This is a genomic window from Amycolatopsis sp. NPDC003861 (assembly GCF_053605405.1).
In genome coordinates, this window is the sequence record NZ_JBSGJD010000013.1 from 59,137 (window position 1) to 73,531 (window position 14,395).

The window sequence follows — 14,395 nt, forward strand, 5'->3', positions numbered from 1 at the left end:
ATTGATAGAATCATCAATCCAGGAGGTGTCCATGCCCGCCCGCTCCCGCACGACCGAGCCGCTCTACCGGATCAAAGCCGACCTCTTCAAGTGCCTGGCCCACCCGATCCGGATCCAGGTGCTGGAGGTGCTGGCCGCGGCCGGCGACGAAGGCACCCCGGTCACCCGGCTGCTCGAGGTGACCGACTGCGAAGCGTCCCACCTGTCCCAGCACCTCGCGGTGCTCCGCCGCAGCGGAGTCGTCACCTCCACCCGCACCGGCAACGCCGTCGAGTACTGGCTCGCCCAGCCGCTCGTCGCCGAACTCCTGGTCGTCGCCCGCGCGTTCCTGCTGTCGAGCCTGACGCCGGACTCCGACCGGCTGCGGACCGCGCAGGAACTGCCACCCCTGCCCGGAGCCAGCCCCCAGGCCATCCTCGACGCGATCGCGGCCGAGGCGTGAGCCGCCTCGCGACCGCCCGGGAGCTGCTGCCCGACCGGGCCGACTACGACCTGCGCCCACCGGTGCTGCGGGCGGACCTCCTCGCCGGGATCACCGTCGGCGTCGTGGCCCTCCCCCTCGCGCTGGCCTTCGGCATCAGCTCGGGCGCGGGAGCCGCAGCTGGGCTCGTCACTGCCGTGGTCGCCGGGATCGTGGCCGCGGTCTTCGGCGGATCGCCGGTCCAGGTCTCCGGCCCGACCGGGGCCATGGCCGTCGTCCTGGCGCCGATCGTGGCCGTCCACGGGACGGCGTCCGTGGCGCTCGTGTCGATCCTCGGCGGCGTGGTGGTGCTCGCCGCGGGCGCGGCGCGGCTGGGCAGGCTGGTGGGTTACCTGCCTTGGCCTGTCGTCGAAGGCTTCACGCTAGGCATCGCCTGCATCATCTTCCTCCAGCAGATTCCCGCGGTTGTCGGGACGACCGCGCCGGCGGGCCGTAACCCGGTAATGGGCGCAGGATCCGCGCTCGTGCACGCCGGCAGCGTGGCGGGCTGGACGGTGGCGACGGTCGCCGTCGTGGCGGTGACCATGCTCGCGCTGCCGAAGCTGCATCGCGGGATCCCGGCGTCCTTGGTGGCGGTGGCCGTGGCGACCGTCGCCGCCGAAGTCGCGCACGCCCCGGTGCCACGCATCGGAAGCCTGCCGAGCAGCCTCGTCCCCGCGTTGCCGCAGTTCGACCTCGGCGTGGTCCACGACCTCGCCGGGGCGGTCATCGCGGTCGCTGCGCTGGCGGCCATCGAATCCCTGTTGTCGGCCCGGGTGGCCGCGACGATGACCCGCGGCGGCCCGCCGGTGGGGCCCACCCGGCCGGACCGCGAGCTCGTCGGCCAAGGCCTGGCCTCGATCGCCAGTGGCCTGTTCGGTGGGATGCCCGCGACCGGTGCGATCGCCCGCACCGCGGTCAACGTCCGGTCCGGGGCGCGCACGCGGCTCGCGTCCGTCCTGCACGCGCTGGTGATCCTCGCGGTGATCTACGCCGCGACCGGGCTCGTCTCCCGGATCCCCCTGTCCGCCCTCGCCGGTGTCCTGCTGATCACCAGCCTGCGCATGGTGCCGCTGGCCACTGTCCGCGAAGTCGTCCGGGCGAGCCGGTCCAGCGCGGTCACCTTCGCCGTGACCGCGCTCGTCACCGTCGCGGCCGACCTCATCCTCGCGGTCGAGATCGGCTTGCTGGCTGCCGCGTTCTTCGCGTTGCGCCACCTCGCCCGCGCCGCCCGGGCCGGCCGCGACACCCTGCCCGGCCCGGCCGCCGAGGGCGACGAGCACATCGCCGTCTTCCGCTTCGAGGGCGCCGTGTTCTGGGGCGCTTCGGAGCGGATCATGACCGAGCTCGCGGCCGCGGCCGACGACGTCCTCGTCGTCATCCTGCGGTTCTCCCGCCTGCACCTGCTCGACGCGACCGGCGCGAAGGCGCTGGGCGAGACCATCGGGGAGCTGGAGGCACGGGGAATCACGGTGCTGCTGAAGGGGGTCCAGGACCACCACCGGCACCTGCTGACCACCACCGGCGCCCTGCGCACCGGCCGCCACCTCTTCACCAGCCTCGACGACGCGCTCGCCCACGCCCGCGCCCAGGTGAGCGCGGCGTCGGCTCAGGCGCGCTGAGCGACCTCGGCGAATTCTTCGGCCAGCGCGGCCACCAGCAGCTCCGGGTCCGGGATCAGCGTGCGGTCGGTGCCGAAGCCGAACCGCACCTGGCCGGCGTAGCTGAAAATGCAGATGGTGATCGCCTGGCGGCCGCTGCACGGCGCCCAGCCGACGATCCCGTCGACCTCCGCGCCCGCCAGCGTCATCGCCGCCCGCGGGCCGGGCACGTTCGTGAGCACGCCGACGGCCTTGCCGGCGAAGAACCGGCTCAGCGGCAACCCGACCGGCGCCGGGCTCTGCGCGATCGCGTACTGCACCCCGAACGTCAGCACCGGCTCGAAGGAGTCGCGGATCCGGGCGACCCGCCGGTGCACCTCGGCGAGGCGCTCGGCGAACGTGCAGCGGCCCAACGGCAGCTGGGCCAGCACCAGGGAGAAGTGGTTGCCCAGGGTGGCCGGGAGCTCGTCGTCGAAGGACGACAGGCTCACCGGGATCAGCCAGCCGAGGTCCGACGCCCCGGGCCGCGCGGTTCCGTGGGCCGTGAAGTACCGGTCGATTGCTCCGGCGACGAGCGCGGTGCAGACGTCGTTGATCGTCGTCCCGGTGTCGTGGCCGATCCGGCCGAGGGTGATCAGCGGGATCGGTTCGCCCCACGCCGCGGTCTTCTCGACGCCCGGTTCACCGTCCCACAGGCCGGTGGCGGTGGACGGGCCGAGCAGGTCGGCGGTCCCGGTCGCGCTGTGCCAGAGGGTCGTCGCCGCGCTCGCGACCGTGTCGACCGCGCGCCGGGGACCGCCGTCGAGGGCCGACGACAGGAAGCCGGCGACCGCGCCCGTGGCCCCCACGGCCGCGGTCGCGCCGAGGAACGGCAGGGCGACCGCGGACTCCAGCACCGGGTGGACGCGGGCAGCCTGCTGCTGGACCTTCGCGCCGGTGTCACCGAGCACCCGTAGCGCGGTGGCGCCGAGCCGGGCCACGGGCTGGGCCACCGGTTCGCGGTGGGGTCCGGCCCCGCCGACCTTCGCGTGCGGGGCCGGCTCGCTTTCGACCGGGTCCAGGAGGCTGAACAGGACCTGCGTCAGCCGGATGCCGTCCGCCATCGCGTGGTGGGTGCGGCACACGAGCGCGCTGCCGCCGCGGTAGCCCTGCAGCAGATCGACGGTCCACAGTGGACGCCGTAGGTCGAGTGGCTCGCCGCGTCGCGCCGCGACGAACGCCTGCAGGGCCGCCTGGTCGGCGGGCGCCGGGAGGTCTTGCACGACGAAGTGCTTGCCGAGGTCGAAGCCGGGATCCGTTTCCCAGAAGAGCGTGCGGCCGCGCCGGACGGCGCGCTGGAAGTACACCGGGTACCGGGCGAGCAGGCGATCCGACACGAGTGACCGCAGCCGCGCGGGATCTACCGGTGTCCGCGTCCAGAGCACCGAGGTGACGACCATCAGGTTCCCGGGCCGGTCCAGGTGCAACCACAGGCTGTCCTGCGCCGGCATCCGGCGGTGCGGTCCGACGGTTTTCCGCGTGTTCGGCACCGTTCCACTGTGCTGGGGCACCGAATCCGGTGAAAAGGGCCGGAAGTCCCTCGCCCGCGCGGCCGAGGACCCTCCCTCCGCTCCCCCGTCCGGGCGCATCGTGAAATGTCGGCCGACCCACCGGAGCATCGGAGAAGACTCATGTCCCCCACCCACGTAGTCGTCCTGGGCAGCGGGTTCGCCGGGCCGGAGACGGCGTTCGCGCTACGCGCGCTCGCGAACCCGGACCGCGTCCGGCTGACCCTCGTCTCCGACCGGGACGACTTCCTGTTCCGCCCCAACAGCATCTACCTGCCCTTCGGCGCGGCCGAGGCACCGCTGCACGTGCCGCTCGCAAAACCGTTGCGCCGCCGGGAGATCGAGGCCCGGATCGCCACCGCGGAAGGCGTCGACACCGACCGCGGTGTCGTGCACACCTCCCACGAACCGGTCCCCTACGACCACCTGGTCATCGCCACCGGTGCCGCGATGCGCCCCGAGGAGGTGCCCGGCTTGGCGGAGTACGCGCGCACCGTGTGGACGCCGGGGCAGCTGCACGCCCTGGGCGAGCAGCTGCAGTGGGTGGCCCAGCACGCCCGGCACGGCCGGCTGCAGCAGGTCCTGTTCCTCGTGCCGCCCGGCAACAAGTGCGCCGGACCGCTGTACGAGATCACGCTGATGCTCGACACCTGGCTGCGCCGCCGCGAGGTCCGCGACAACGTCCAGATCGCCTTCGCCACCTCCGAGAAGAGTTACGTGCAGGCGTTCGGGCCCAAGCTGCACGACGTGGTGGCCGCGGAGTTCGCCACCCGCGGGATCGAGGGCCGCACCGGCGTCGAACCCGACAAGGTGAGCGAGCTCGAGGTGGCCTTCACCGACGGCACCTCGCACGAGTTCGACCTGCTGGTGGCGTTCCCGCCGTACGTCGCCGCCCAGCGCTTCGAAGGCCTCCCGGCCGACGACCGCGGCTTCCTCGTCTGCGAGGAGAGCAAGCGCGAGGTGCTGGGACACCCCGGTGTCTACGCCCCGGGCGACGCCGGCGACTTCCCGGTCAAGCAGGCGTTCCTGGCCCTGCTGCAGGCCCAGGCGGTGGCCGGCCAGATCGCCGCCGACGCCGGCGTGGACCTGCCGGGCCCCGGGTTCGAGCCGGTGAGCATGTGCGTGCTGGAAATGTTCGACAAGGCGACGTTCGCGCAGGTCCCGCTGTCGGTCACCGGCGATCCGGTCCGCCCGGTCGTCGTCGACCCGGACGCGCTCGAGGACTACCGCGTCGGCACGTCGGCGGCCTGGCGGCTGGGCAAGAAGGCACTGGGAACGTATGTGCCGGGCCGGTTCCGCGCCGGGCTGCCGGTGCACGCGGGGGCGGGTTGGGACTCGATGGCCTTCGGCCTGCGGGGCGCGACGCGCTGGCTGGCCCGGTGACCCGGAGGTCCCCAGCCGTGAAGGTCGCCTTGAGAAGATCAAGGCGGCCTTCACGCGCGACCGGCTCAGCGAGGCGAGGGAACCGCCGCTTCGCCGTTGGATACTGCCGTGGGCGGAGCGGCAGCGGCCGCCTCACGGGCCAGGAACGTGCCCAGCTCGCCGATCGTGCTCATCAGCGGTGCCGGGAACACCACCGTGCTGTTGTGGTCCACCCCGATCTCCATCAGCGTCTGCAGGTTCCGAAGCTGCAGCGCCAGCGGGTGCGCCATCATCGTGTCCGACGCCGTGCCGAGCGCCGCCGCGGCCTGGGCTTCGCCCTCGGCGTTGATGATCTTGGCTCGCTTCTCCCGCTCGGCCTCGGCCTGCTTGGCCATCGCCCGCTTCATCGTCTCCGGCAGCTGGATGTCCTTCAGCTCCACCAGGGTCACGTCGACGCCCCACTCGGTGGTGGTCACGTCGAGGATCTGCCGGATGTCGGAGTTGATCTTGTCCGTCTCCGCCAGCGTCTCGTCCAAGGTGTGCTGGCCGACGACCTTCCGCAGCGTCGTCTGGGCGATCTGGTCGATCGCCGCGTAGACGTTCTCGATCGCGACCACCGACTTCGTCGCATCGAGCACGCGGAAGTACGCCACCGCCGAGACGTCGACGCTCACGTTGTCGCGCGTGATGATGCCCTGCGACTGGATCGGCATCGTGACGATCCGCAGGGACACCCGCCGCAGCACGTCGATCACCGGGATGATGAACCGCAACCCGGGCTCACGGACCCCGAGGACCCGGCCCAGCCGGAACAGGACCCCTCTCTCGTACTGCTTGACGACCCGGATCGACAGCGCCAGCAAGACGATGACGACCGCGGCGGTGATCAACCAGAAGGTCATGACGCGACTCCCTTCACTCGGGCCGGGACGCTCCAGCGGTCGGAGCGGCCCGCGGTCATCAGGTCGACGACCGTTTCCTTGGTCAGCTCGCCGGTGGCGAACACGCCCGCCATCCGGCCGAGGTACAGCACGGCGATCCGGTCGGCCACGTCGAAGACGTCGTTCATGTTGTGCGACACCACGACCACGCCGAGCCCGCGCTCGGCCAGGCGGCCGACCAGCTCCAGCACGACCTCGGTCTGCTGCACGCCGAGCGCCGCGGTCGGCTCGTCCATGATGACCAGTTTCGAGTGCCACAACACGGCTTTGGCGATCGCCACGGCCTGGCGCTGGCCGCCAGAGAGCGAGCCGGCCGGCTGGCGAACCGACGTCACCGTCGTGACGCCCAGGCTGTGCAGCGTCTCCTTCGCGGCCAGTTCCATGCTGTCTTCGTCGAGCGACACGTGTCGGACCTTTTCCCGGCCCAGGAACATGTTCTGGACGATGTCGAGGTTGTCGCACAACGCCAGGTCCTGGTACACGGTCTCGATGCCGAGCGCGGCGGCGTCCCGCGGCGTGCGGATCCGCACCCGCTGCCCCTGCCAGGCGAGTTCGCCGGCGTCCGGGACGTGGATGCCGGCGATGCACTTGATCAGCACGGACTTGCCCGCGCCGTTGTCACCGACGAGCGCGGTGACCTGACCGGCCGGGACGTCGAGGTCGACGCCGGCCAGCGCCTGCACCGGCCCGAATTTCTTCGTGAGGCCCCGGACGCGCAGCAAGGGTGGGCCGGTGATGGTGGTCACGTCAGGCCGTTTCCCCGGCGACCTCGGCCAGCCGGCGGCCGAGGGGGCTGTCCGGCGTGCGTGCCGGCGGCGGGATCACGGCGACCGGGCAGGTCGCGTGCCGCAGGCAGGCGCTGCTCACCGAACCGGCGAGCGCCGCACGGACCTTTCCCTTGCCGTGGCTGCCGACGACCAGCATGGTCGCGTCCTTCGCCCGTTCGGTCAGCACCCCGGCGGGATCGCCGTCCGGGGCGAAGCACCGGGCGGTCACGCCCGTGAGGTCCTTCGTCACCGCGGCGACGAGCTTTTCCAACTCGTGGAAGTGCACTCGCCGGGCTTCTTCCAGGGTCCGGTTCACGGACGCGTCGTCGAGCATCGCGTCGTGCAGCCACACCGTCACGACGTCCAGTTCGGCGCCGCCGGCCGCCGCCTGCCCGGCCGCCCACACGAGCGCGGCCGTGCCGGCGTCGGAACCGTCGACACCGACGACGATCCGGCCTTTCGCGGTCGTTTCCGTCATCACCGCTCCTTCCGCAGTCCCCTGCACCTTCAGCGAACCCCTTCCGCGCGCCGGGCGAAGCAGTCGTTCTGCCCGACCTGCGAGGACCTTGGGCCCTACGGGTCGTGTGCGCCGCCGGAGAACCATCGACGGGGAAAGACGACGACAGGGAGAAACCCATGACGGTACGGCTCGGCATCAACGGATTCGGCCGGATCGGCCGCGACATCCTCCGGTGCGTGCTGGAAACCCCGGACAGCCCGATCGAAGTGGTCGCGGTCAACGACATCACGTCCCCGGAGATGCTGGCGCACCTGCTCGCGCACGACTCCACCTACGGACGGCTGCGCATCCCGGTCGAGGTCGTCGACGGCGAGGCGCTGCGTGTCGGCGACCACCTGATCCAGGTTTCGTCCACCGCGGACCCGGCTCAGCTGCCGTGGGGCGAATACGGCGTGGACGTCGTCGTCGAGTCGACCGGCAAGTTCCGCACCCGCGAAGCCGCCGGCGTGCACCTGACCGCCGGCGCCAAGAAGGTCGTGATCTTCGCCCCCGGCAAGGACGTCGACGCGACGATCGTGCTCGGCGTGAACGAGGACGACTACGACCCCGCGAAGCACCACATCGTGTCGAACGCCTCCTGCACGACCAACTGCGTCGTGCCGATGGTGAAGGTGCTGCACTCCGCGTTCGGCATCCGCCGGGGCCTGCTGACCACGATCCACAGCTACACCGGCGACCAGGCCCTGCTGGACCGGCCGCACAAGGACCCGCGCCGCGCCCGCTCGGCCGCGGTCAACGTGGTTCCGACCAGCACCGGCGCGGCGAAGGCGATCGGCCTGGTCCTGCCCGAGCTGGCCGGCAAGCTCGACGGCGTCGCGGTCCGCGTCCCGGTCGAAGACGGCTCGCTGACCGACCTGACGGTGGAGCTCGAGCGCCCGGTGACGGCCGAGCAGGTCAACCACGCTTTCGCCGAGGCCGCCGACGGCGACCTCAAGGGCATCCTGCGCTACACCGAGGCGCCCATCGTGTCCCGCGACATCATCGGCGACCCGGCGTCCTGCGTGTTCGACGCCCAGCTGACCAAGGCCGACTCGCACCTGGCGAAGGTGTTCGGCTGGTACGACAACGAGTGGGGCTACGCGACCCGGACGGTCGAACTGGTGGAACTGATCGGGCGATCGCTGGGCTGAGTGCCCCGGGCGCCCGCCGGTGATGCGGCCCGGCGGGCACCCGTCCCCAGCACTTCAGGCACCCGCCCGCCGGTCGGTCCGGCGGGCGGGTGCCGTCGTTGCGCCCCCGTCAGGTTCGACGGCGGCTGCCGAACACCAAGGACGCCCCGGCGACGAAGGTCAGCAGCCCGCCCAGGGCGAGCCAGCCGGCGTCCGCACCGGTCGAGGCCAGGCGACCGGTTTCCGAGCCCGCGACGACCTGCCGGGCCGGTACGGGCCGAGCGGGAGCGCCGAATTTACCGGCCGGCGGCTTCGCCGCCGGCGGAACCGCATCCGGATCGGGCTGGTTCGGCCCGGGAACGATCACGATCCAGTTCCGGTAGTACGTACCGTCGTCACCGCCGCGAGCGAGCCAGATCTGCGTCTGGCCCCACTGGCCCTGCCACGGGCCGACGATGCCGACGTCGTAGCGGTCGGCGGGCAGGTCGAAGAAGACCACGGTCCCGTCCGCGTCGCTCACCGCACGCGCCACGATCACACCGGTCACCTGGTTGCGCAGGTACACCTTCACTCCCGGCACCCGGTCGTACTGCGGGTGACACCCGCAGCCGTAGATCGGGGTGACGACGTACCCGACGGACTTGGGCGCGCGTGCACCGGGGATCCGCGCGGTCGCCGACACCTCGACGTAACCGAAGAAGCCGGGTGGGTAGACCGTGCAGCGGGCCTCGAGATATCCGGCGGCCACGGCCTCCGGCCGGACCGGGATGGTGACCTCGAAGTTCCGCGAGGACATGGCCGGAACCGTGCCGCCCGCGCCGGCCGGGTCCAGCTCGCCCAGGCCGATCGGCACTCCGTAGTCGCTCGTGAAGCAATGGGCGGTCAGGCCGGGCACCGGGCCGCGGCCGCTGTTGGCCACCGTGACGATCATCCGGGCGGTGTCCCCACCGGCGTACGTCGGTGGGGAGAACCGTGCGGACCCCTTGAGCCAGCCGGTGATGTCGTACTCGCCCCGGACCACCACTTCCGGCTCGCTGTCCCCGGTCACCTCCACGGTGACGCCGGCGAACTTCCAGTCCGGGGAAACACCGTAGAGCGTCCAGGACCCGGCGAGCATGTCGTGGAAGGAGAACCGGCCCCCGCTGTCGGTCACCGCGTCGAAGTACCGGCCGGGGGCCGGCGGCCCCGAGGCGCGGACGACCAGACCGGCCAGGGTCTCACCCGGGTCGATCACGTGGTTGCGGTTGTGGTCGCCGTAGGCGATCCCGGTGAGCCCGCCGCGCACGATGGTGAGCGGGGCCGTGACCGTGACCGAGTTGTCGGCCGGGTTCGCGTCGGGTTCGCTGGAGGTGACTGCGGCCGTCAGCCGCACGACGTTCTCGCTGACGTCTTCGATGTAGGCCGAGGTGCTGCCCTCGATCGTCTGCCCCGGTGCCACGACGTTCGGGCCGGTGAAGCCGTACCAGGAATGGGACGTCAGGGTGCCCGAATCGGTCAACCACACATTGGTGGCGGTGCCGGTGCCTGCGTTCGTCACCGTCGCCCGGGCGGCGACCGTGTCACCCGGCCGGTAGGACGGCTTGTCGAACACCACGGTCAGCCGCAGGTCCGGCTGCTCCTCCGCGGCAGCGGGCGGCGCGGAGGCCGACGTCGTCGACACCGGCGCCGTACTCGACACGGACGACGGCGGGTCCTTCACCGCGCTCTCCGGCGGCTGCACCGACGTGGGTGCCGGCTTGGTGGTGGTCGGGGCCGGAGACGGCTTGGTGGCCGGCGCCGGTTTCGTCGTCGGGGCCGGTCTCGATGTCGGCGCCGGTCTCGTCGTCGGGGTTTCCGGCGTGGCCGGTGGCGGGGAATCCGCCCCCGGTGCGGCGGCGGAAGCCGGCGCCTCGGTCTCCGCCGCGAACACCGGCCCGGCCGAGACGCCGAGGGACATCGCCACCGCCAACGTGGCCGCCGCGACGACCCGGGACATTCGTTTCATCATCACTCCTCCCGTTGCGCGGCCTCTGCCGGCCGCTGCGTGCGTGGTCCGGAGAGTTCAGGGGGAAGAGACCGGGTGCTCAGCGTCCGGCCGGTTCCGGGAACTGCTTGCCCGCGCGCGGCATCGCGCTCGGCATGCCGGGCAGGTCGCGGCCGGGCAGCAGGTGGTGCCAGTAGAACCACGGGGAAAGCACCTTCCCGAGGTGGTTGAGCCGCGACTCCCTGAGCAGCGGCAGGCCCGTGTCCGCCGGGAACCGGCCGGGGAGCGGCTCGGTTTCGTAGTTGAAGTCCAGCAGCAGCGCCTTGCCGAAACCGCTTTCGACGAAACAGGTGGCGTGCCCGTCGAAGCTCGCGTCGAGCGGCCTGCCGTCCAGGAACTGCCCGACGTTACGGGCCAGCACTTCGCCCTCGAAGTACGTGACCGACGCCGCCTTCACGGCCGGGATCGCCGCGGCATCTCCGATGACGAAGATGTTGTCCTTCACCTCGGCCTGCAGGGTGTGCTCGTCGGCCCGGACGAACCCGCGCTCGTCACCCATGCCGGGCGAGCCGTCCACATAGGACGAACCGCCGTGCAACGGGACGACCACCGCCTGGTCGAAGGCGACCTCCCGGCCGTCGGTGGACACCAGCCGCCGGGCGGTGCCGTCGACCTCGCCGGTGGCGAAGCCGGCCACCAGCTCGATGTTCTTCGCCGCCAGCAGTTCCGCGAACGCCTCGGCGGCCACCGGCTCGGCGAACGCGCCACTGACCGGCGTCACGAAGGCCAGCTCGACCCGGTCCCGGACACCTCGTCCGGTGAAGAACCAGTCGGCGAGGAGGCAGAACTCGAGCGGGGCGACCGGGCACTTGACCGGGAGTCCGAGAACGTCGACCACCAGGCGGCCGCCGTCGAATCCCGCCAGCGCCGAAGCCAGGCCCACCGCGCCGTCGAGGTCGTAGAACGTGTCGACGTGGGAACGCCAGCCCGGCCCGGTGAGCCCTGCGGTCTTCTCCGGCCTGAGCCGCGCCCCGGTGGCGATCACGAGCGCGTCGTAGCGGAGCACGGTGCCGTCGGCCAGGTGCACGCGATCGGCGTCGACGTCGACGCGCTCGACCTCGCTGCAGTGGTAGCCGGTCCCGTCGGCCAGCTGCCGGGGGCGTGACCGGACGAGGTCGTCCGGGTCGGCCGTCCCGAACGGCACGAACAGCAGGCCCGGCTGGTGGACGTGGTGGTCGTCCTGGTCGACGACGGTGATTCGTGCGCCGTCGCCGAAGTCGCGGTACAGGCGGTTCGCCGCGAGCGTTCCCCCGGTGCCCCCGCCTAGGACGACGATGCGTTTCATCGCCGCCCCTTCAGCGCAGTCCGGCGGCCGCGCCGTCGTCCTGGGTGTACTTCAGGCGGTTGCGGACCGCCACCACGCCGGGCACGGACTCGGTCAGCCACTCCGCGCGCTCCACCTCGCTGCGCCGGTCGATCACCCCGCTCAACGTCACGACACCGTCGTCGACCTGGACCGTCACCGTCGCCGGGTCCGCCCAGATCGACCGCTGCAGCACCTCGCGCTCGACGGTCTCCTTGAGCTCCTCGTCCGGGCGCAGGAACGCGCGCAGGACGTCCCGGCGGGCGAGGACGCCGATCAGCCGGCCCGAGCCGTCGACGACGTACAGGCGACGCAGCTTCGCCTCCACCAGCCTCCGGGCCGCGCCGGCCACCGGCTCGTCCTTGGCGACGGTCGGCACGCGCCGGGTCATCAGTTCACGCGCGGTCAGCCCCTGCGCCTTGGTCCACACCCGGCGCTTCCAGAAGACCGGCTCCGCCCTGCTGTCACCGCGGTGACGGGCGAGCAGGTCGGCTTCGTCGACCACGCCGATCGGGCGCCGGTGCTCGTCGAGCACCGGAATTGCGGCGATGCCGTGCTCCGCCAGCAGGGAGACGAGTTCCTTGAACGTCGTCCCGGGACCGGCGGTCACCACCGGCCAGGTCATCAGATCCGACACCTGCGGACCGCGCATCACACACCTCCGTCGGACAGTTCTCTTCAAGGTAGGAACCCGGCCGGAACCGGGCTGCGGGCGAGGGTCCCCGGCCGAGAGGTCTTTCGCCCCTTTGCCCGTGCCTGCCGATGTCCTTGCCTGGAAGCCTCTACCGAAAGGAGAAGCCATGACCGACCACAAGCGGTGGCGCGACCTGAGCCCCCGGCAACGCGGCCGGATCCGCCTCGCCGCGAGCGTCCAGCTGCTGCTCGCCTCGGCCGCCTGGTGGGACCTCGCCCACCGGCCCGCCACGCAGGTCCGTGGCCCGAAGTGGCTGTGGGCACTGGTGATCGCGGTGAACTTCGTCGGCCCAGTGCTCTACTTCGCCCGGGGGCGCGCCACCACCACCGGGCAGAGCGCGTAGGACATCAGCGCCTGGCTCGTCGAGCCCAGCGCCAGCCCGCTGAGCCCGCCCCGGCCGCGGCTGCCCACGACCAGCAGCTGCGCCCGGTCGGCGAAGTCCAGCAGCCGCTCTGCCGCGCGGCCGGCCACGACCTCGCGGTCGACCACCACGTCCGGGTACTTCTCGCCCCAGCCGGCCAGCCGCTGGGCGAGCAGTTCCCGGGCGTACTCCTCGCCCGTGCCCCACCGGCCGCCGCGGTGGCAGTGCACCGCGATCAGCCGGGCACCCCGCCAGGACGCCTCCTCGAACGCGACGGCGATGGCCTCCTCGCTCGCGGGACTCCCGTCGACGCCGACCACGACCGGCCCTTCGGCGGGCGGCTCGTCCTCCCCGGCGTGCGGGCGGATCACCGCGACCGGGCACCGCGCGTGCGCGGCGAGCGCCACCGTGACCGACCCGAGCAGGACCCGGCCCAGCGGCCGCAGCCCCGGTGTGCCGAGCACGAGCATCGCCGCGCCGGCGGATGCGGCGACCAGGGCGTCGGCGGCCCGTTCGAGCCGCAGCACCGTCTCCGCCTCGACTTCGCCGGCCGCGTCCCGGGCCTCGGCCAGCATGACCCGGCCCTGTGCGCCTGCCGCCTCCAGCAACTGCTCGTACGTCGGATCGGCCCTCGGGTAGGGCGCGGGCAGTTCCGGCAGCGCGTGGACCAGGCGCAGGCCGAGCCGCCGGGCTCGGGCGACGCGAGCGGCCCACCGGACTGCCGCGAGCGCTCCGGTCGAGCCGTCGACACCGACCACCAGCTGGGTGCCACTCATCCGATTCCCCTTTCGCCGCCCCGGAGCCAACCGGTTCCCCGCACTCGCGCGCGCGAGGCTTCCGCCCTGTTCCGGGAGGACTTCGGTCCTTCGTCCGCGGTCCCCGGCAACCGGCACCCAAGGACCTCCCGGCCGGGGACCTTCGGCCCCAGAAACCGGGGGGCAACCCGAAGAAACTGGCCCCAGCAACGAAAGAACGGAGGTTTGCCATGTCCATCCAGCCGGACGAAAAGAAGACGGCTCCCACCCCACCCCCGGCCCACCGGGTCACCGAACCGGCGCCGATCCCCGACTTCGTCGCCGGACCCACCGTCGCCGGGAAGTCCCTGGCCGTCCTGCGCATCGCCACCGGGTTCGTCTTCCTGTGGGCGTTCCTCGACAAGCTGTTCGGCTGGGGTTACGCAACCCCGGCGAAGGGTGCCTGGATCAACGGCGGCTCGCCGACCAAGGGTTTCCTGAGCGGGGTCCACGCCGGGCCGTTCGAGTCGATGTTCCACTCCTGGGCCGGCGCGTGGTGGGCCGACTGGCTGTTCATGCTCGGCCTGGCCGGCATCGGCCTCGCCGTCATGGCCGGTATCGGGCTGCGGCTGAGCGCCGCCGCCGGCGCGCTGATGATGCTCATGATGTGGGCCGCCGAATGGCCTCTCGCCCAGACCAGGAGCACCGGCGAGGCCACGCACTCGACCAACCCGATCGTCGACTACCACATCGTCTACGCGCTCGTCCTCATCGCGCTGGCCGCCGCGGCGGCCGGCAACACGTGGGGACTCGGCCGCCGCTGGGCCGCCCTCGTCGGCGACCGCACGTGGCTGCGCTGAACACATCACCCCAGGGCGCCCCCCGGGCGGGCGGGCCCCCTTTTACCAGCCCCCAAAGAAAAACACAGAAATGACAACTTGATATAATGGTATATCACACCAGTTTAATACAG

Annotated in this window: 14 protein-coding genes; 6 read left to right on the forward strand and 8 right to left on the reverse strand. The window is 72.0% G+C overall.

The genetic code is table 11. The features are described 5' to 3' along the window. Positions 1-31 precede the first annotated feature (31 nt). Together ACWEVN_RS05950 and ACWEVN_RS05955 are read left to right on the forward strand one after the other, a co-directional pair. Positions 32-442 carry an ArsR/SmtB family transcription factor gene (locus tag ACWEVN_RS05950; protein ID WP_452050440.1) on the forward strand — a complete coding sequence of 137 codons (411 nt, stop codon included), beginning with the start codon at positions 32-34 and terminating at the stop codon, positions 440-442. Further along, positions 439-2,082 carry a SulP family inorganic anion transporter gene (locus tag ACWEVN_RS05955; RefSeq protein ID WP_452050441.1) on the forward strand — a complete coding sequence of 548 codons (1,644 nt, stop codon included), beginning with the start codon at positions 439-441 and terminating at the stop codon, positions 2,080-2,082. The genes ACWEVN_RS05950 and ACWEVN_RS05955 overlap by 4 nt, the downstream gene beginning before the upstream one ends. Here ACWEVN_RS05955 and ACWEVN_RS05960 read toward each other — a convergent pair. After that, entirely contained in the window at positions 2,070-3,590 is a 1,521-nt protein-coding gene (locus ACWEVN_RS05960) for a WS/DGAT domain-containing protein (protein ID WP_452050442.1), read from the reverse strand. The genes ACWEVN_RS05955 and ACWEVN_RS05960 overlap by 13 nt on opposite strands. Positions 3,591-3,731: 141 nt before the next feature. On the opposite strand from ACWEVN_RS05960, the gene ACWEVN_RS05965 reads away from it, so the two are divergent. Beyond that, entirely contained in the window at positions 3,732-4,991 is a 1,260-nt protein-coding gene (locus ACWEVN_RS05965; protein WP_452050443.1) for an NAD(P)/FAD-dependent oxidoreductase, read from the forward strand. A 65-nt stretch (positions 4,992-5,056) separates the two neighbouring features. On the opposite strand, the gene ACWEVN_RS05970 is transcribed toward ACWEVN_RS05965, so the two are convergent. Genes ACWEVN_RS05970 through ACWEVN_RS05980 form a run of 3 tightly spaced genes read right to left on the reverse strand, consistent with a single transcriptional unit; the run spans position 5,057 to position 7,156 of the window. Then, complete coding sequence (locus ACWEVN_RS05970) at positions 5,057-5,872, reverse strand: slipin family protein (protein ID WP_452050444.1); 816 nt, start codon at positions 5,870-5,872, stop codon at positions 5,057-5,059. Further along, positions 5,869-6,648: an ATP-binding cassette domain-containing protein gene (locus ACWEVN_RS05975; RefSeq protein ID WP_452050455.1), complete on the reverse strand. Its 780-nt coding sequence runs from the start codon at positions 6,646-6,648 to the stop codon at positions 5,869-5,871. The genes ACWEVN_RS05970 and ACWEVN_RS05975 overlap by 4 nt, the downstream gene beginning before the upstream one ends. A 10-nt stretch (positions 6,649-6,658) precedes the next feature. Continuing rightward, positions 6,659-7,156 carry a universal stress protein gene (locus ACWEVN_RS05980; RefSeq protein WP_452050445.1) on the reverse strand — a complete coding sequence of 166 codons (498 nt, stop codon included), beginning with the start codon at positions 7,154-7,156 and terminating at the stop codon, positions 6,659-6,661. A gap of 158 nt (positions 7,157-7,314) precedes the next feature. Here ACWEVN_RS05980 and gap point away from each other — a divergent pair, with 158 nt between their 5' ends. After that, positions 7,315-8,328: a type I glyceraldehyde-3-phosphate dehydrogenase gene (gene gap, locus ACWEVN_RS05985; protein ID WP_452050446.1), complete on the forward strand. Its 1,014-nt coding sequence runs from the start codon at positions 7,315-7,317 to the stop codon at positions 8,326-8,328. A gap of 109 nt (positions 8,329-8,437) precedes the next feature. On the opposite strand, the gene ACWEVN_RS05990 is transcribed toward gap, so the two are convergent. The 3 genes from ACWEVN_RS05990 to ACWEVN_RS06000 form a co-directional block, all read right to left on the reverse strand. After that, positions 8,438-10,291 (reverse strand): LPXTG cell wall anchor domain-containing protein, encoded by a 1,854-nt coding sequence (locus ACWEVN_RS05990; protein ID WP_452050447.1) that lies wholly within the window; start codon positions 10,289-10,291, stop codon positions 8,438-8,440. 79 nt (positions 10,292-10,370) lie between these two features. Beyond that, positions 10,371-11,615, reverse strand: coding sequence for an NAD(P)/FAD-dependent oxidoreductase (locus tag ACWEVN_RS05995; protein ID WP_452050448.1), 1,245 nt, complete (start codon positions 11,613-11,615; stop codon positions 10,371-10,373). Positions 11,616-11,625: 10 nt separating this feature from the next. After that, positions 11,626-12,285, reverse strand: a complete 660-nt coding sequence (locus ACWEVN_RS06000) for a CBS domain-containing protein (protein ID WP_452050449.1) — start codon at positions 12,283-12,285, stop codon at positions 11,626-11,628. A gap of 148 nt (positions 12,286-12,433) precedes the next feature. Between ACWEVN_RS06000 and ACWEVN_RS06005 the strand changes: the two genes are divergently transcribed. Then, positions 12,434-12,670 (forward strand): PLD nuclease N-terminal domain-containing protein, encoded by a 237-nt coding sequence (locus tag ACWEVN_RS06005; RefSeq protein ID WP_452050450.1) that lies wholly within the window; start codon positions 12,434-12,436, stop codon positions 12,668-12,670. Here the strand turns inward: ACWEVN_RS06005 and ACWEVN_RS06010 are convergent. Further along, positions 12,625-13,464 (reverse strand): universal stress protein, encoded by an 840-nt coding sequence (locus tag ACWEVN_RS06010; RefSeq protein WP_452050451.1) that lies wholly within the window; start codon positions 13,462-13,464, stop codon positions 12,625-12,627. The two genes, ACWEVN_RS06005 and ACWEVN_RS06010, sit on opposite strands and share 46 nt — an antisense overlap. Positions 13,465-13,673: 209 nt before the next feature. On the opposite strand from ACWEVN_RS06010, the gene ACWEVN_RS06015 reads away from it, so the two are divergent. Next, positions 13,674-14,282 (forward strand): hypothetical protein, encoded by a 609-nt coding sequence (locus ACWEVN_RS06015; protein ID WP_452050452.1) that lies wholly within the window; start codon positions 13,674-13,676, stop codon positions 14,280-14,282. The last annotated feature ends 113 nt before the right edge of the window (positions 14,283-14,395 follow it).